This window comes from Nocardia sp. NBC_01503 (assembly GCF_036327755.1).
GTDB lineage: Bacteria > Actinomycetota > Actinomycetes > Mycobacteriales > Mycobacteriaceae > Nocardia.
Genome location: NZ_CP109596.1, coordinates 5,312,387 through 5,328,150, shown reverse-complemented (window position 1 = coordinate 5,328,150; position 15,764 = coordinate 5,312,387). Strand labels below are relative to the sequence as shown.

The 15,764-nt window shown below is 66.6% G+C and carries 19 protein-coding genes; 8 read left to right on the top strand and 11 right to left on the bottom strand.

Annotated features, from left to right (window positions below; all coding sequences use genetic code 11):
• The first annotated feature begins 231 nt into the window (after positions 1-231).
• Positions 232-609 (top strand): anti-sigma factor antagonist, encoded by a 378-nt coding sequence (locus tag OHB26_RS24070; RefSeq protein WP_330179525.1) that lies wholly within the window; start codon positions 232-234, stop codon positions 607-609.
• On the opposite strand, the gene OHB26_RS24065 is transcribed toward OHB26_RS24070, so the two are convergent.
• The 3 genes from OHB26_RS24065 to OHB26_RS24055 form a co-directional block, all read right to left on the bottom strand.
• Positions 576-2,174, bottom strand: a complete 1,599-nt coding sequence (locus OHB26_RS24065) for a sensor histidine kinase (RefSeq protein ID WP_330179524.1) — start codon at positions 2,172-2,174, stop codon at positions 576-578. The genes OHB26_RS24070 and OHB26_RS24065 overlap by 34 nt on opposite strands.
• A complete protein-coding gene (locus OHB26_RS24060; protein WP_330179523.1) occupies positions 2,171-3,388 on the bottom strand; it encodes a PP2C family protein-serine/threonine phosphatase in 1,218 nt (405 codons plus the stop codon). Before OHB26_RS24060 ends, OHB26_RS24065 begins: the two co-directional genes overlap by 4 nt.
• A gap of 112 nt (positions 3,389-3,500) precedes the next feature.
• Positions 3,501-4,445, bottom strand: coding sequence for a glycoside hydrolase family 43 protein (locus OHB26_RS24055; RefSeq protein ID WP_330179522.1), 945 nt, complete (start codon positions 4,443-4,445; stop codon positions 3,501-3,503).
• Positions 4,446-4,761: 316 nt separating this feature from the next.
• On the opposite strand from OHB26_RS24055, the gene OHB26_RS24050 reads away from it, so the two are divergent.
• Both OHB26_RS24050 and OHB26_RS24045 read left to right on the top strand, forming a co-directional pair.
• The gene (locus tag OHB26_RS24050; protein ID WP_330179521.1) at positions 4,762-5,100 is read left to right on the top strand and encodes a hypothetical protein; all 339 of its coding nucleotides are present in this window, start codon (positions 4,762-4,764) and stop codon (positions 5,098-5,100) included.
• 101 nt (positions 5,101-5,201) lie between these two features.
• On the top strand, positions 5,202-5,786 hold the full coding sequence (locus tag OHB26_RS24045) for a TetR/AcrR family transcriptional regulator (protein WP_330179520.1): 585 nt from the start codon (positions 5,202-5,204) through the stop codon (positions 5,784-5,786).
• Between the two features lies 1 nt (position 5,787).
• Here the strand turns inward: OHB26_RS24045 and OHB26_RS24040 are convergent, their stop codons facing one another.
• From OHB26_RS24040 to OHB26_RS24025, 3 genes are read right to left on the bottom strand one after another with little or no spacing between them, the layout of a single operon-like run.
• The gene (locus tag OHB26_RS24040) at positions 5,788-6,756 is read right to left on the bottom strand and encodes a DUF389 domain-containing protein (protein ID WP_330179519.1); all 969 of its coding nucleotides are present in this window, start codon (positions 6,754-6,756) and stop codon (positions 5,788-5,790) included.
• 10 nt (positions 6,757-6,766) lie between these two features.
• Complete coding sequence (locus OHB26_RS24035) at positions 6,767-6,973, bottom strand: hypothetical protein (RefSeq protein ID WP_330179518.1); 207 nt, start codon at positions 6,971-6,973, stop codon at positions 6,767-6,769.
• A complete protein-coding gene (locus OHB26_RS24025; protein ID WP_442942708.1) occupies positions 6,949-8,442 on the bottom strand; it encodes an alkyl/aryl-sulfatase in 1,494 nt (497 codons plus the stop codon). The genes OHB26_RS24035 and OHB26_RS24025 overlap by 25 nt, the downstream gene beginning before the upstream one ends.
• Before the next feature lie 212 nt (positions 8,443-8,654).
• On the opposite strand from OHB26_RS24025, the gene OHB26_RS24020 reads away from it, so the two are divergent.
• Entirely contained in the window at positions 8,655-10,199 is a 1,545-nt protein-coding gene (locus OHB26_RS24020) for an AMP-binding protein (protein ID WP_330179517.1), read from the top strand.
• Positions 10,200-10,410: 211 nt separating this feature from the next.
• Positions 10,411-10,611, top strand: coding sequence for a hypothetical protein (locus tag OHB26_RS24015; RefSeq protein ID WP_330179516.1), 201 nt, complete (start codon positions 10,411-10,413; stop codon positions 10,609-10,611).
• An 88-nt stretch (positions 10,612-10,699) separates the two neighbouring features.
• On the opposite strand, the gene OHB26_RS24010 is transcribed toward OHB26_RS24015, so the two are convergent.
• The 3 genes from OHB26_RS24010 to OHB26_RS24000 all read right to left on the bottom strand — a co-directional run bounded on the left by OHB26_RS24010 (position 10,700) and on the right by OHB26_RS24000 (position 12,263).
• Positions 10,700-11,299 carry a hypothetical protein gene (locus tag OHB26_RS24010; RefSeq protein ID WP_330179515.1) on the bottom strand — a complete coding sequence of 200 codons (600 nt, stop codon included), beginning with the start codon at positions 11,297-11,299 and terminating at the stop codon, positions 10,700-10,702.
• On the bottom strand, positions 11,296-11,562 hold the full coding sequence (locus tag OHB26_RS24005) for an SHOCT domain-containing protein (protein WP_330179514.1): 267 nt from the start codon (positions 11,560-11,562) through the stop codon (positions 11,296-11,298). Before OHB26_RS24005 ends, OHB26_RS24010 begins: the two co-directional genes overlap by 4 nt.
• Before the next feature lie 128 nt (positions 11,563-11,690).
• Complete coding sequence (locus OHB26_RS24000; RefSeq protein WP_330179513.1) at positions 11,691-12,263, bottom strand: TetR/AcrR family transcriptional regulator; 573 nt, start codon at positions 12,261-12,263, stop codon at positions 11,691-11,693.
• An 83-nt stretch (positions 12,264-12,346) separates the two neighbouring features.
• On the opposite strand from OHB26_RS24000, the gene OHB26_RS23995 reads away from it, so the two are divergent.
• Together OHB26_RS23995 and OHB26_RS23990 are read left to right on the top strand one after the other, a co-directional pair.
• Positions 12,347-13,339 (top strand): zinc-dependent alcohol dehydrogenase family protein, encoded by a 993-nt coding sequence (locus OHB26_RS23995; protein WP_330179512.1) that lies wholly within the window; start codon positions 12,347-12,349, stop codon positions 13,337-13,339.
• A 103-nt stretch (positions 13,340-13,442) separates the two neighbouring features.
• Entirely contained in the window at positions 13,443-13,709 is a 267-nt protein-coding gene (locus OHB26_RS23990) for an alkyl sulfatase dimerization domain-containing protein (RefSeq protein WP_442942707.1), read from the top strand.
• A gap of 50 nt (positions 13,710-13,759) precedes the next feature.
• On the opposite strand, the gene OHB26_RS23985 is transcribed toward OHB26_RS23990, so the two are convergent.
• Positions 13,760-13,993 (bottom strand): DUF3039 domain-containing protein, encoded by a 234-nt coding sequence (locus OHB26_RS23985; protein WP_330179511.1) that lies wholly within the window; start codon positions 13,991-13,993, stop codon positions 13,760-13,762.
• A gap of 163 nt (positions 13,994-14,156) precedes the next feature.
• On the opposite strand from OHB26_RS23985, the gene OHB26_RS23980 reads away from it, so the two are divergent.
• On the top strand, positions 14,157-14,507 hold the full coding sequence (locus tag OHB26_RS23980; RefSeq protein ID WP_330185762.1) for a DUF3099 domain-containing protein: 351 nt from the start codon (positions 14,157-14,159) through the stop codon (positions 14,505-14,507).
• On the opposite strand, the gene OHB26_RS23975 is transcribed toward OHB26_RS23980, so the two are convergent.
• A complete protein-coding gene (locus tag OHB26_RS23975; protein ID WP_330185761.1) occupies positions 14,478-15,746 on the bottom strand; it encodes an MFS transporter in 1,269 nt (422 codons plus the stop codon). The two genes, OHB26_RS23980 and OHB26_RS23975, sit on opposite strands and share 30 nt — an antisense overlap.
• Positions 15,747-15,764: the final 18 nt, after the last annotated feature.

The following is a 15,764-nucleotide window of genomic DNA, read 5'->3' as shown; positions in this document are numbered from 1 at the left end:
CACCGATCTCCTTCTGGCGAAAAACCTTTCGGTGAGTATGGCCGAGCCCACCGACAGCCTCGGATCGCCGTGAAAACGGTTGAAGCGATGCCACATTGCCCAGGTACGCGGTCGACTGGAGTACGATTGCGTAGCTTTGCCGGGGTCGGCTTCATTCGAGAAAACGGGTGGTCGGCTCGCTTTGATGGGATGTGTCCGGAGGTAGCGAATAGTGACGATTCAAGGAATCGCATGGGCGGTACTCGGGGCGAGCGCCGGGGTACCCCGGTGAGCGACGAGGCACGAGAGTTGATCGTCCGGACACGATCGGCCGAGTCGGCGGTGATCCTGTCCGCGGCGGGTGAGGTGGATATCGTCTCCGCGCCGAAATTGTCGGCCGCGGTGGGCGAGGCACTGGCCACCGATTCGACAATGCTCGTCGTCGACCTGACCGAGGTGGGATTCTTCGGTTCGGCCGGCTTGAGCGTGCTGGTCGGGGCATTGGAGGCGATCTCCGATCGCCGATTGAAGGTGGTCGCCTCACCGCAGGTGCGCCGCCCCATCGAGGTGACCGGGCTCGATGACCTGCTCGATGTCTACAACACGCTGGAGGAGGCGCTGGCCGAGTAGCGAATCCGCTCGAACAGCGTGAAGCAGATCCGAGTCCCGCCGGTGTAGGTCGTATCGATCCAGATGCGACCGCCGTGGAAATCGACGATCTTCTTGCACAGCGCCAAACCGATTCCGGTTCCGCTGTAGTCATCGCGACCGTGCAGCCGCCGGAAGATCACGAACACCTGCTCGGCGAATTCGGGGGCGATGCCGATTCCGTTGTCGGACACCGAGAATCGCCATCCCACCGGTTCGCCGGGCTCGGGTTCGCACTCGATCAGGACGATCGGGGTCACCTCGGGCCGATGGAATTTGATCGCATTGGAGATGAGGTTCTGCCACAGCATGATCAGCTGTGTCGGTTCGCCGGTGAGTTCGGGCAGTCGCTCCGGACGCTCCAGCTGCAATCCCGAATCCTCCACTGCCGCAGAGAGATTCGCCAGTGCGCGGTCCAGTGTTCGGTCGAGGTCGGTGGCGGCGATGGCATCGTGCACCCGGCCGACCCGGGAGAAGGTGAGCAGATCCTCGATCAGGATCTGCATACGATTCGCGCCGTCCACCGCGAATGCGATGTACTGCCGGGCGCGTTCGTCGAGTTGGTCCCCGTAGCGCCGCTCCAGCAGTTCACAGAACGAGGCCACCTTGCGCAGCGGTTCGCGCAGATCATGGGAGGCGACATAGGCGAACTGCTCCAATTCGGTATTGGAGCGCCGCAATTCGACCGCCTGCTGATCCAGATCGGCGGCCTGACCGGCGAGCAGCGCCTCCTGCACCCGGGAGGATTCGAGCTCGGCCACGATCCGGCGGCGCATACTCTCCACGGCCTCGGCGACCGTGGCGAGGTCGGCGGGTCCGCCCACGGTGATGCGGTGCTCGAAATCGCCGTCCGCCACCCGCAGCGAGGCGGCAACCAGCTCCCGCAGCGGCCGGGCCACGAGTCGCCGCATCAGCACGGTGAGCACCAAGGTGGTCACCAGGAAGGCGATGACCATCCCGAACAATGCCACGTTCCGAATGGCGCGCTTGTGTTCCAGATCGTGGCGACCATTCTCGACCGCGGCGGACAGATCGGTATTCAGGGTGGTGAAACGATCACGGAGCGCATCGAATTCGACCTTGCCCGTCGCGCTGGCGGCGCCGTCCACGGGCCGGACCGTACCGGGGGTGATGGTCGCGATCAGTGGCTGCGCGTAATCGTTGCGCCACACCCCGGCGGCCTGCTCCAGCGCTTCGACATCGGCGAGCAGTTGGGGCCGATCCGCGAGCAGTGCACGCAGGTGTGCGATGGCACGCGGTTCATCCTCACGGCCGAGGGTGAAGGGTTCGAGGAACTGCGGATCGGCGGTGATGGCGTAGCCGCGCACGCCGGTCTCCTGATTGGCGAGCGCGCTCTGCAATCGGTAGGCCTCGGTGGCGGCGGGTTGGATCTGCCGCCCGAGGATGTCGGAGACGCGGGCGGTCGCGCCGATGGTGAGAGCCGTCAGGCCGACGCCGACGAGTACGACGAACACCATCAGCGCGAGCACCCGCTGGAACCACGCCTGTGCGGTGACCCGGCCTATTCCGAAGTGGGTCGCGGTCACGGTGCGACCTCCGGTCGAGCGCGCCGACTCCAGCGCACCGACAGTACGGCGACATCGTCGGCGAGGCCGCCCTGCTGCTCGGCCAATGCCTCGGCGCGGTCGATGAGGTTGTCCAGGAACTCCGCCGGTTCGATCGCCGGCAGCGAACGCGCCAGTCGCAGTAGGCCGTCCTCGCCGAGTCGTTCATCGCCCGCGCCGATATGCCCCTCGAAAAGGCCGTCGGTGAGGAGTATCAATTCGGCGTGCGCCGGTAGTTCGAAGTCCTGGATCGGCCAATCCGCCTGTCCCGGATGGAATCCGAGCGCCGGGCCGCCCGGCACCTCACGCCAGCGCACCGTGCCACCGTCGCGGAGCAGCATGCCGGGGTGTCCGGCGCGGATCACCCGCACCGATCGTTGGGACGCGCGCAGGGTCAGGGTGGTGACGGTGGCGAAGGTGTGTTTCCCGGTGCGCTCGGCCAGCAGCAGCTGTTCCAGCAGTCGTAATTGCCTGGTTCCGGTGATACCGCTGAGAACCAGTGTGCGCCAAGCCAATCGGAGTGCGACCCCGGTGGCCGCCTCATCGGGCCCGTGTCCGGAGACATCGCCGATGACGATGTGCACCCGATCGTCCGAATCCTGCACCACATCGTAGAAGTCGCCGCCCAGCAGCGAATGCGCGCGGCCCGGCCGATATCGGGTCACCACCTCGACGAGGGGATCACCGTGTAGCAACGGCGTCGGCAGCAGCCCGCGTTCGAGCCGGGCGTTCTCCCGGGCCCGCATCTGACCGACCCGCAGTGCGGCCGCGGCCCTTTCGGCCTGTTTGCGCTGAACCGCATAGCGCAGCGCCCGCCCGAACAGCTCCGGTTCGACCCGCCCCTTGACCAGGTAATCCTGTGCGCCCGCGGCGACCGCGGCCAATCCCATCGGTTCCTGATCGAGTCCGGTGAGCACGACCACGGCCACATCGGCGGCGGCCGCGCGCAATCGTTCCAGGGATTCGAGCCCGTGCGCATCGGGCAGATGCAGATCGAGCAGTACGCAGTCGGGCGGCGTGGTCGAGAGGATCTCGCACGCCTGCGCGACGGTGCGCACCCATTCCAGGGCGGCGCCCGAGGCGGCGTCGGCGACGAGTTCCTGAACCAGCAGCGCATCGGCCCGGTCGTCCTCGACCAGGAGGATGCGCAGACCATCCGGCTCCGCGCCGGACGGCCGCTCAACCAGCGAGGACATGGGCGCTGCTGCGCGAACGGGCGATCACGCTGTCACAGTATTCGAGTCCGGGCGCAATGCAGCAGATTCCGGCTGCCGGGAGCCGCGCATCCATACCCGCCGGAACGTGTTCTCAGTTCTTCCTCGTGGTCTCGGAGGCGCCGGGTTCGGGCAGCACGGTGAAGTGCCGGACGGTGCCGGAGAGTTCGGGCAGTTCGACGGGGGCTGTCCAGGTCCGGAAATCATCGTGGCTGTCGCTGTACAGGTACATGCCGTCGTCGTAGGCGTCGAAGTAGATGCGCCAGCCGCCGCCGGGCAGTCGAATGACGCACTGGCCCTCGCGCGGTGTTCCCCATCCGGCCCAGTCCTCGGTCCGCAGAAAGCGATACCGTCCGCGCAGTTGATCGGCCACGGCGAGTTCGACGTATTTGGTGGTCTCGTCCTTGGTGAAGGCGTAGTACTGGCCGCGGTGATGCACCACGGTGGTGTCGATATATCCGTAGCCGGTGTCCTTCGGACCGAGCCCCAGTAGCGGAGTCGGTGGAGTCCACATACTCAGCCCCGGATCGGTCGCGGTGATCAGATGCGGCGTGAAGCGGTAACCATCCGATAGCGAAACCAGCACATTGACTTCACCACTCGGATCGACGAACCACTCCGGAGCCCAGGTCGAGGTCACCCCCGGCACATCGATCGGATGGTCGTACAGATGCGTCCAGTTCACCCGGTCATCGCTGCGCGCGAATCCGATGGTCTGCCCCTCCCATCCGGTGGTGTAGGTGAGGTAGTACCGCCCATCGGTATGCCGGATCAGACTCGGATCCCGGAGCAACCCGCTGGGCGGCTCGTAGGCGGACCCGCGCACCAGCGTGAAGTTGGTCGCATCGGCCGATTCATAGACATACAACTCGGCTTCACTGTCATTGGTGAACGCGGTCATGGTGTACCGCACCGCGTTCCGACCGGGCTGGGTGACCGGCGGACCACCCACCGGGGTACCCGCCGCCCGCGCGATCACCAGACCGTCCAGCGGCAGGCTCGCCAGCAACGCCAATATCGTTCTTCGACCGATCGCCACCCGTCGAATTATCCGATAGTCATTCGCCAGAGGATTGCCGACACACGGCACATCGACCATTTCCACCGGGCTCGGTTCGGGCGTTCCAGCGAGCGACGCCCCGGCACTTCACGCCGATGCCGGTTCGACCCGGGCAGTGGTCCAGGTGACACGGAGCACCGGATACGCGCTCCCCCAACGGCACTCGCCGATAGAACACCGGATCACCCTGCCGCTCAGGCATTTTCCAGCCGCGGATCGCAGCGCTCCTGCGACAGATGGTCGTTCGTCCAATAGCATCGCCGATGGAGGGTCGGTTTCACACTAGGAGATCGAAATGGCAATTCACGTGTTCACCATCCCGGGCGGGGAAGATTCAGCAGCCGGTGTGAGTGTCGCGATCGACGATCAGACCGCGGCCACAATCGTGCGAGGAACACTGTACGACGTGGGATTCGGGCCGATCCAGGGCGATATCCGGCGGGGAGTCTGGGTCACCACACCCGTCGGCGGGGAAGGCAATCTGGGGGTTCGCATCGATCGAGATCCCGATCCGGACGGCAAGTATCACGTCTCGTATCAGTACAGCTTCATCTCCACCTCGGGCTTGCGCGCTGACGTCCTCAGCCCGCGAGTGCTGGGCACACTCGACGAAGGCCCCTGGCGCACCGCCTGATCGGCGCAACTCAGGCGGTGCGACCCGAGCCGGTCGACCTAGCGACGAGTGGAATATGTTCTAGGTCGATCGGCTTGGTCAAGGATGTCGGGAGGACACAGGTGGCCCGGGAAACCCGCAAGCAGATGATCGAACAGGCCGCGCTGCTGTTCCGGGGCCGCGGTTACGGCGCGACCGGCATTCGAGAGATCGCCGCCGCGGCCGGCGCCCACCGCGGCGTGATCTATCACCACTTCCCGCGCGGCAAAACCGAAGTGGCCGAGGAGGTGCTGGCCGCCACCGACGCCACCGTCGGGGCCTACATCGAATCCTGGTGCACCGCTCAGCAACCGGTGCCTGCCATGCGGGCGATCATCGCCGGGGCCAAAACGATGATGGCCGGCGGTGAACATCCGCCAGGCAGTCCAGTCGCCGCCGTCACCATCGGCGCGGGCCCCGATGACCAAGCCCTGCGCGAGTCCGCCCGCGCCATCTACGACCGCTGGCAACGTGCCTTCCGAGACTGCTTGCGCCGCAACGGAACACCCGATCCGGATGCGACGAATCTGGCGACCCTGCTCATCGCGGGGATCGAAGGCGCACTGGTGCTGTCCCGCGCCGAGGGCGGCAGCGCACCGCTGGACCGCCTCGCCGCCGCCCTCGAACCCCTGCTGCGAACACCCAGAAGTTCCCGAGACCCCGAGTAGGTCAACGGGTTTCGGTACTGCTGCCGACGGTGTGCACGATGACCACGCGCGGATTCCACGGCACGATGTCGTCGACCCTGCGCTGCAATTCCTCGATAGGCGGCAGATCGGCCGGCGCGAGCACGCGCACCGTCGCGGTATCGCTGTGCAGGGTTACCTCGGTGACCTGAGCTCCGGGTACATCGGTCAGCCAGGTACGGGTGGCGTTCGCGATCCGGTCGGCCCACAGCGAGGAGAGCGAATTCACCACCATCGGCGCGGCCACCAGGACCAGCGCCGCGGCCAGCACCGTGTAGGCCCGGCCCCGGTGGGCCCCGGCCATGCCCGCCTCCCGGGCGTATCCGGTCACGACGAGTACGACGGTGGCGGTGATGATCATGGCGATCACGTTGGAGGCGAAGAGCACGAACGCACCCAACGCCAAGGCCGGAGCCTGCGAACCGAGGCACACCCCCACCACGGCAAGCGGCGGCACCAACGAGATCGCGATGGCCACGCCCGGCAGCACGTCACCGACATCGCGCCGGATCATCGCGATCACGCCGACGAGACCGGTGGCCAGCGCGGCGGTGAGATCCATCAGCTTCGGGGAGGTACGGCCGACGACCTGGGAGTTGGACAGCACATTCGTCGGATTGGGCAGCAGCTGCGCGAACAGGAACCCGACCGCGATCACGAGCACGACCCCCGCAGCGACGAGCAGCAGGCTCCGGCCGACCAGAGCCGCTCTGCCGGTGGCGATTCCGAGGGCGACCCCCAGGATCGGGACGGACAGCGGCGCCACGATCATCGCGCCGATCACCGTGGCGGTGGAATCGCCGATAACACCGGAGATCGCGATGATGCTCGAGAGCGTGAGCATGATCCAGAACGCCGACCGCTTCGCGCGGGTGTCCCCGACGGTGAAATCGAGCCGGTCGCGCAATTCGTCGAGGGTTCGGCGTTGGCTGCGCGGTGCCAGCAGGTCCATGGCGCACTCCTCAATCGGGTAGTTGCCGCATCTCCAGGAGAGTGAGTCCGAGGTTGTCCAGGCGCGCGAGGATGCCCCGCATCGCGGTGGGGTCGGTGACCGCGCCGAACAGGGTCGTCGTGCCGTGGGACGGGGGTGTCCAGGACAGCTCGGGAAATGCCGCCAGGGCGCGGTCGGACAGTTCGCCGTCGACTACGAATTGGTATCTCGTCGACATCGGTCACCGACCTCGCTTTCCTGACACGGTGCGGTTCGGGCACCGGCGGGCGGCCCGGATTCGGCTTTCGTCGAAGTGTGCGCGCCCACGCGGGCGGCGGCTTCATCCGGTGCGGGTGAATTCGGCGGTGATTTCACAGCAGGCCGCTGCGGCGGGCCGCGGCCATGACTTTCACGCGTGAGTTGGTGCCGAGTTTGGCGTAGATACCGCGCAGATGTGTTTTGACCGTATTGATCGAGACTCCCAGGTCGTCTGCGATCTGCTGCGTGGTGCGCGCGGAAGGCAGCTGCCGCAACACCTTGAGTTCGGTGTCGGTGAGACGCGATCGCGGTCCGCAATCGGCGTTCGGCCTCGGCTACGTCACCGTATGCCAGTCGCGCGGTGGCGGATTCGACGGCGAGGTAGCAATCAAAATCCGATTGTCCTGTGGCCGTGGGTATTTCGCTGCCCTCGGTGCCGGTGAGCGTGCCCGCGGCCAGGGCCAGCTCGGTGTCGACGGCTGCGAACACCACTTCGGCGTCCCCGCCGAACAGATCGATGGTCTCGGTGATGTACCCGGCCCAGCCGTGCGGGTCGCGCACCACCGCACCGCGCAGGGTCAGCAGATTGTGGAAGGTGTGCGTGGCGTCCTCGGCCGCGCACAGCGCCCGGTGATCCGGGAAGTAGACCAGCATCTCCGAGGGCGCTTCGGTGTCGGGCGCCATCTGGAAGATCATCCGCACACCGTCGACGGTCTCCTCGTGGCCGGTGGTGGTGATGAAATCGGTGGGCGCGATAAGTGAGACCGTGCCGGTGGAGATCGTCTGCCCCAATCCCGCACCCACCTGCCCCTGCGGACCACGCGCGAGCGCCGCGCCGTACATGTACGCCGCGCGCCGGTTCATCGCCGTACCGGCGTAGACGTTCTCCGATACCGAGTGTTCGATGAATCCTTCGGGCGCGAAGATCCGCACCGCGCCGTCGTCCACCTCCCGCTGGGAGACGAAACCCTTCACGCCGCCGAAGTGGTCGGCGTGCGAATGGGTGTAGATGATCGCCTTGACCGGGCGATCGCCGCGATGCCGCCGGTACAGCTCGAGTGCCGCCGCGCCGGTTTCGGCCGAGAGCAGGGTGTCGACCACGACGACGCCCGCATCGCCTTCGATGAACGAGGTGTTCGACAGGTCCAGTCCGCGCACCTGGTAAATGCCCGGCACCACCTCGAACAAGCCGTCGATCGCCGCCAGTCGCGACTGTCGCCACAGGCTCGGATTGACGGTGTCGGGGGCCTCGCCGTCGAGGAAGGCGTAGGTGTCGTTGTCCCACAACACCGTCCCGTCCGCGTCGGTCACCGCATTGGGTTCACGCCGGGCGACCAGCCCACGCGTGGCGTCGTCGAAATCCTGGGTGTCGGCGAACGGCAACTGGCCGAGCAGCGCCTTGTGCTGGCGGACGATGGGCTCGGATGCCGGTTTCGGGGTCGCAGCCATTACATGAGTGTGTGACCGCACCACTAGGGAGGGGTTCACCCGAAACGGGTGAACTATAGCTTCGGCTGTCGTGCGGGTCGTAGCTCGAGCCTCGTCGCAGGACTACCGCCCCGGCTCGAGCGGTGACCGGCGATGATCGCAATCCACGAGGGTCCGACCGTGAATTGATGAGAGGATGAAATAGACTCCCGCCGTTGTAATTTGGAGAATGCATGTTCATCCCGCTGACCATCAACGACTTCCTCGACCGCGCCACGACCGTCTACCCCGATCGGGTCGCCATCGTCGATGAGCCGAATCAGCCGGCGCATTCCTGGGGCGAGATCACCTTCGCCGAGCTCGGGAACCTCGCTCGCCGTCAGGCCGCGACCCTCGATGAGCTGGGCGTACCCGTCGGCGGGCGGGTCGCCATCGTCTCGCACAACGCCGCCAGATTCCTGGTCTCGTTCTACGGCGTCGCGGGGTGGGGCCGGGTGCTGGTGCCGATCAACTTCCGGCTCAGCGTGGCCGAGATCCGGTACATCGTCGAGCATTCGGGCGCCGAGGTCCTGCTGGTCGACCCCGAACTCGAGCATCTCGTCGACGAGGTGCCATGCCGACGGACCTTCGTCCTGGGCCGGGACGATGACCTGATCTGGGGAGCGAACACCGAGCCGGAGCCGTGGGTCGCGGAAGCGGCGACGAAGGAGAACGCGACCGCGACGATCAACTACACCTCCGGAACCACCGCCCGGCCCAAGGGCGTGCAGCTGACGCACCGCAACAACTGGATCAACGCGGTGGTGTTCGGGTGGCAGGCCACCGTCACCGACCGCGACGTGTACCTGCATACGCTGCCCACCTTCCATGCGAACGGCTGGGGAAACCCCTTCATCACCACGGCGATCGGCGCCAAGAGCATCGTCCTGCGCAAGGTCGACGGCGCGGAGATCCTGCGCCGCGTCCAGCAGCACGGCGTCACCTACCTGTGCGCGGCGCCCGCCGTGGTCACCGCGATCCTGGACGCGGCCAAATCCTGGGACGGCGAGATTCCGGGACGCGACCGGGTGCGCATCATCGTCGCCGGCGCTCCGCCGCCGACCCGCACCATCGAATTGATCCGGGAAGCGCTGGGCTGGGAGTTCATCCAGATCTACGGGCTCACCGAGACCTCTCCCCTGCTCACGATGTCGCGCATGCGCGCGGAATGGGATGACCTGCCGGTGCCCGAGCAGGCCCGGCTACTCGGGCGCGCGGGCGCCCCGGCCATCGGTGTACGGATCGAGGTCGACGACAGCGGTGAGGTGCTCGCCCGCTCCAACCACATCCTCTCGTCGTACCTGGACAACCCCGAGGCAACGGAGAACGCCCTGGCGGACGGCTGGTTTCACACCGGCGACGGCGGCACCGTCGAGGACGGCTACCTCACGATCTCCGACCGCAAGAAGGATGTCATCATCACCGGCGGCGAGAACGTCACCTCGATCGAGGTCGAGGACGCGCTCATGTCGCATCCGGCGGTCCGGGAAGTCGCCGTCATCGGTATCCCCGACGAGAAATGGGGTGAACTCGTGACAGCTCTGGTCGTGCTCGACGACAGTGCGGACCCGGTCGACGAAGCGGCGCTCATCGCGCACTGCCGCACCCGCCTGGCCGGTTACAAATGCCCGAAGCGGGTCGAGTTCCGCGGCGAACTGGTGCGCACCGCCACCGGCAAGATCCAGAAGTTCAAACTTCGCGAAGAGTTCTGGACGGGGCTGGATCGCCGGATCAACTGATCCGGCGAACGGGGGCTTCGGTCTCGCCGAACTCCAGCCGCTACGAGCGGGGATCATGCGACAATGAGACGGTCACGCTGATTATCTGCGAGGCACAGATCAGGTGCGATTCAGGGGATGCCGCCGGGCCGCGAGCTGGTGTGGTCCGACGCCGCGTCGACGTTCGACACACTGTCGATGATCCGCAGTACACCGAACTGAGGAGTCTCGAATGCAATCGACCGCCTATTCGCGTGGATACCGCAATGGTTTCCGGGAAGGGTTCAAACAAGCCGTGCTCCACGAATCCGACACCGCCGCTCCGGCTCCGCCAGCCGGGCAGGGTGAGTATCCCGACGGGTTCGCCGATGGCTACGCGAACGGCTTTCACGCCGGGCTGCCCGAGCGATCACTCTCCGGCGCTAAGGACTGAAACCACCGCCCCGGGGCGAAAGATCAACGGCCCGAGATGATCTCGGGCCGTTGACCGAATACCCCCCCGCTCGCCGGTCGATCGGCGATCATCCGCCGCCGCCGGTGACATCGAACTCGACGTGGGCACCATCGCCGTAGTGACCGGGCAGATTGCACACCAGTTCGTAGCGGCCCGGTGGCAGCGTCAGCGTCGTCCACGAGACCGCGCCCGGCGCGATTCCGTCACCGGTACCGGAACCGCACGTTTTGGATGCTTCGCCGAGGCTGCCGACCTCATCGACGCGACCGTCAGGACCGATACTCCGGGCGCCGGAGAGCTGTCCCGCAACCAGCGGGAGCACCACTACTTCATGCGTCAGCCTGCCCGTATTGCGCACCTTCAGCGACACCTCACCGGCTGCGATCGTGCCCGGTTCGACGAACATTCGCATCGGATCGGTTCCCCACCAACGTTTTTCGCTGTCCGACGGCCGATGTCGGCCATCCATCATCCCCGACGCCATCATCCCCGCACCCATATCGGTCACCGTCACCTCGACGACCCGGCCGGACAATACGGACGGGGTACACCGATGCGTGCCGTGCCAGGTCCCGGTCGCAGCGAAAGCAAGGGTCGTCCCGACCCCGAGTACAACGGCCAGCGCGGCAATCAGCAACGGCCGCAGCCATTTTCGACGCATCGTCATGACCGGGTCTCGCGCAGGACCGCGAGCAGCTTGCGGTACTGGTCCTCATCGATCGCACCCCGCGCCAACCGCTCCGCGAGCACGACCTCGGCCCGCTCCACCCCGGACCCGCCGACCGATTCGGACCGGCCACTGTTCGCCGTGCGCAGATAGTGCACGGCCGCGAATCCGACCACGAGAACCAGGCCCCAGAACAGCACCATCATCCCGCCCATCAGGACCCAACCGCCCCAGCCCCAGCCGTAACCGTCGTTCCACATCATGGCCGCTCACCTCTCCGCCATTCACTGCCGCTTGCGTTATCGGTTCAGCGTGGTGCACACCGGCGACGGACAGCAGAGCCATAGGTCCCACCCCGGCAGGACCCAAGCCTTCACTGTCCCGGAGCAATTCAGGATGCCCGGAACGCTCGGATCATGAGTGCGGCGAAGCGCCGGGATGCCGCGAGGCGGGCTGTCGGCGTGCTCCCCCGGATGCCGCTGTTGGCCATGATCATGAGGATGAGGTCGTCGAGCGTTACGTCGGGGCGCAGCTGCCCGGTGTCTTTGGCGCGGCGGATCAGTTCGGCGGCGCCGGTCAGCGAGGAGGCACGGATCGCGGCGAAATCCAGCGCGTGAGGGTAGGTGGACATCAAGGCCGCGGTGAAGCCGTGGTCATGTGCCAGGAGCTCGCAGAGCTTCTCGATCGTGAGGCAGAAGCCGTGCCAGGGATCGGGATCGGCCAGGCCGTCGTCCACGAGTGACCGGCAGGCCAGCATCTGCTCGGTGAATGCCGCCGCGACCAGCAACTCCTTGGTCGGGAAATGGCGGTAGAGGGTCGCGGGCCCGACCTCGGCTCGCCGGGCGATCTCCCGCATCGGCGCATCCAAACCGGCGCTGACGAATACCGTGCGAGCGGCCTCGAGGATGCGTTCGCGATTGTCACGCGCGTCCGAGCGCAATGTGTGAGGCAAATGGGCGGTCACCGCTCTCACTTTAGCTAAACGGACGGGGGCGTCCGTTACGGTCCGCCTGATTGGTTCCGATCGAGAAGAATATGGAGATACCGGTGAAAGCAGTGATGGTCCAGGCATTCGGAGGTCCCGAGGTACTCGCGGTCGCCGACCTCCCCGACCCGCATCCGGACGCCGGACAGGTATTGATCACTACCGAGGCGATCGGCGTCGGCGGCATCGACGTCCTGATCCGAAGCGGCGCGCTGGCCGCGTACGGCGCCACGCCCGGTCGCATCCTCGGCAGCGAGGTCGCGGGCACCGTGACCGCGGTCGGCAAGGGCGTCGACCCGACCTGGGTCGGCCGCCGGGTATGGGCGCTCACCGGTGAGAGCGGCGGCTATGCCGAACTGGCCCTCGCATCGGCCGAAACGCTCGTCCCCATCCCCACCGACCTGTCGGCCGTCGCCGCGGTGACGCTCGGCAGCTCGGCGATGGTGGCCCACTTCGCCCTGCGTCACGCCCATTTCACTCGCGGAGAGTCGGTGCTGGTGCGCGGCGCGGCCGGTGGCATCGGGGTCATGGCGGTACAGCTCGCGACCCGTGGCGGCGCCGGCGCGGTGGCGGTCACGACATCCTCGGCCGAGCGTGGCGATCGCCTGCGCGGACTGGGCGCGACACATGTGCTGGACCGGCTCGGCCGGGGCGCGCCGGACGCTCCCGCGAACTACGACGTAATTCTCGATATCGTCGCCGGCGCGGATCTACCTTCCTTCTTCGCCAGGCTCGAGCCGAACGGCCGGATGGTGGCCGTCGGCGCGATGGCAGGCACACCACCGGCGGACTTCGGTATGGAGATGGTCGCGGCGTTCCGGAAGTCGATGTCGTTCGCGACCTTCAGCGCCGACACCGTACCCGCACTCGAGCGACGCGCCGCAACCGCCGAACTGTTCACCGCCGCCGGTCGTGGCGAGCTGAAAGCCGTTGTGCACGAAGAGCTTCCCTTGGAGCAGGCGGTTCTGGCCCACCGCAGAATGGACGCGGGCGAGGTGTTCGGCAGAATCGCGCTCACCGTGACACCGCCGGACGGGCGGTTCCCGGCTAGCTGAGACCGCTGATCGCCGCACCCAGCGATCGAGTGCCCAGGACCAGGAACAGGAACAGGACCGCCATGATCGCGGAATTGTTCCGGTCGATCCAACGTCGCCATGTATGCAGGGTCGAGGCCGCGCGACGGTCAGCCATAACGTCAAGGCCATCTACCAGCGCTATATGGGCTGGTTCGACGGCAACCCCGCACACCTGTGGGAGCACCCGCCGATCGAACAGGCCAAGCGCTACGTCGTGGATTACGGCGGCGTGGCCGCGGTGATCGCCAAGGCGAAGGGCTATCTCGACAATGACGAATTACGTTTCACCGCAACGCTTCTCAACCATGCCATCTTCGCCGAACCCTCCAGCTTCCGGCCCGAACGGTAATCCGTTCGGGCCGGTTTCGGCTCGGAAACCGGCGGACTCCAGGTCCTAGCTCATTCCTTCTTCATCATCTCGTACACCCGCTTGCACTCCTCGCAGACCGGGGAGCCGGGCTTGGGAGAGCGGGTGACGGGGAAGACCTCGCCGCACAGGGCCTGCACGAAGGTGCCCATGACGGCGCTTTCGGCGATCTTGTTCTTCTTCACATAGTGGAAGACCTTGGGGATGTCGCTGTCGGTCGACTCGTCGGTGGTCGTTTCCGGACGTACCAGGGTGTCTGCGCTCACCCATCCATGATGCCAGGCCGCTCGCGGGAGGCAACCGGCGTGTGCATTCGACAGGCGGTAGTGCAAGACTCGAGGTATGCAGCGTGACGGCGATTCACCAGCCGATCCCGAGGGCGGCCCGGATCGCCCCGAGGTCGAATTCCTTCCTCCCGGTTCGATTCCCATGCCGGAGCGCAAACCCCAGGGGTTCTTCCGGGGTGAGAAGGAACAGCCGACGCTGATCACCGAGGCGGCGACCTCACTGGAACAGCAGCATCACGATCGGGTGCGGCGCTACGTGATGATCATGGCGTTGCGGATTCCATGCCTGGTCGGAGCGGCGATCGCGTACGGCCTGTGGCATAACTGGGTGATCTCGCTGGTGATCATCGGCGTCTCGATTCCGCTGCCGTGGATCGCGGTGCTGGGCGCGAACGACCGGCCGCCCCGCAGCAAGGACGAACCCAGCCGCTGGGACGGGCGGCGCAATCAGAAGGCGCTCGACTCACGCCCGCACAACGCCATCGACAGCTGAGGGCTGTCTGCGGATACTCGCCGACATGAGCGCCGCCAGGCCGCACAGTGCGCCCGCGATGTACCAGGCCAGGGTGTAGCTGCCCTGGATATCGCGGATATAGCCCGCGCCGAAGGCCGCCACGGCCGCGCCTATCTGATGTGAGGCGAAGACCCAGCCGAAGGCGACCGGTCCGTCTTCGCCGAAGTGCTCGCGGCACAGGGCGACCGTCGGCGGCACGGTGGCGATCCAGTCCAGACCGTAGAAGATGATGAACGCCCACATACTCGGCTGCACATCCGGACCGAAGAGCATGGGCAGCACCAGCAGCGACAGCCCGCGCAGCGAGTAGTAGCCGACCAGCAGATACCGCGAATCCACGCGATCGGTGAACCAGCCCGAGGCGATGGTTCCGGCCACATCGAAGATGCCGACGAGGGCGAGCAGTCCGGCCGCGGTGGTGGCGGGCATCCCGTGATCATGCGCGGCACTGACGAAATGCGTGCCGATGAGACCGTTCGTGGACATACCGCAGATGGCGAAACCCCCTGCCAGTAGCCAGAACACCGGTTTGCGGGCCACCGAGAACAGGACGGTCAAAGCCCGCCCCGCACCGCCCGGAGCCCGCGTGCGCACGCCCACCGCACTGCCCGGCTCGGCCCCGTAGGCGGTGACGCCGATATCGCTCGGATAGTCGCGAATGAACAGCAGCACCAGCGGCACCACCACCAGCGCGGTCCCCGCCACCAGGAGAGATGGTGTGCGCCAGCCGTAATCACCCGCCAGTCGCGCGATCAGCGGCAGGAACACCAACTGTCCGGCCGCACCCGCCGCGGTCAGCACACCGGTCACCAGACCGCGCTGGTGCACGAACCAGCGCCCGGTGATGGTGGCCACGAAGGGCATGGACATCGAGCCCACGCCGATACCCACCAGCAGCCCCCAGGTGGCCATCAACTGCCACGACTGGGTCATGAACACGGTGAGCCCCGCACCCGCCGCGATCAGCAGTAACGCGCTCGCCACCACCCGCCGAATCCCGAAGCGGTCCATGAGCGCGGCCGCGAATGGCGAAATCAGGCCGTACAGCAGCACATTCACCGAGACGGCCGCCCCGATGGTCCCGTGTGACCAGCCGAACTCCTCGTGCAGCGGCTCCATGAGCACGCCCGGGACGGACCGGAACGCCGCCGCCCCGACCAAGGCGACGAACCCGACCGCGGCGACGATCCACGCGGGATGCAATCGGCCCAGGCGCATCGCGGGTGCGTGAGCCGT

Bases quoted from the DNA above. Each gene is read 5' to 3' on its own strand.
- OHB26_RS24020 (WP_330179517.1), top strand. From the start codon at position 8,655: ATGTTCATCCCGCTGACCATCAACGACTTCCTCGACCGCGCCACGACC.
- OHB26_RS24035 (WP_330179518.1), bottom strand. From the start codon at position 6,973: ATGTCGACGAGATACCAATTCGTAGTCGACGGCGAACTGTCCGACCGC.
- OHB26_RS24070 (WP_330179525.1), top strand. From the start codon at position 232: ATGGGCGGTACTCGGGGCGAGCGCCGGGGTACCCCGGTGAGCGACGAG.
- OHB26_RS24015 (WP_330179516.1), top strand. From the start codon at position 10,411: ATGCAATCGACCGCCTATTCGCGTGGATACCGCAATGGTTTCCGGGAA.
- OHB26_RS24060 (WP_330179523.1), bottom strand. From the start codon at position 3,388: ATGTCCTCGCTGGTTGAGCGGCCGTCCGGCGCGGAGCCGGATGGTCTG.
- OHB26_RS23990 (WP_442942707.1), top strand. From the start codon at position 13,443: ATGCAGGGTCGAGGCCGCGCGACGGTCAGCCATAACGTCAAGGCCATC.
- OHB26_RS24005 (WP_330179514.1), bottom strand. From the start codon at position 11,562: ATGATGTGGAACGACGGTTACGGCTGGGGCTGGGGCGGTTGGGTCCTG.
- OHB26_RS24010 (WP_330179515.1), bottom strand. From the start codon at position 11,299: ATGACGATGCGTCGAAAATGGCTGCGGCCGTTGCTGATTGCCGCGCTG.
- OHB26_RS24040 (WP_330179519.1), bottom strand. From the start codon at position 6,756: ATGGACCTGCTGGCACCGCGCAGCCAACGCCGAACCCTCGACGAATTG.
- OHB26_RS24025 (WP_442942708.1), bottom strand. From the start codon at position 8,442: ATGGCTGCGACCCCGAAACCGGCATCCGAGCCCATCGTCCGCCAGCAC.
- OHB26_RS24050 (WP_330179521.1), top strand. From the start codon at position 4,762: ATGGCAATTCACGTGTTCACCATCCCGGGCGGGGAAGATTCAGCAGCC.
- OHB26_RS23980 (WP_330185762.1), top strand. From the start codon at position 14,157: ATGCCGGAGCGCAAACCCCAGGGGTTCTTCCGGGGTGAGAAGGAACAG.
- OHB26_RS23975 (WP_330185761.1), bottom strand. From the start codon at position 15,746: ATGCGCCTGGGCCGATTGCATCCCGCGTGGATCGTCGCCGCGGTCGGG.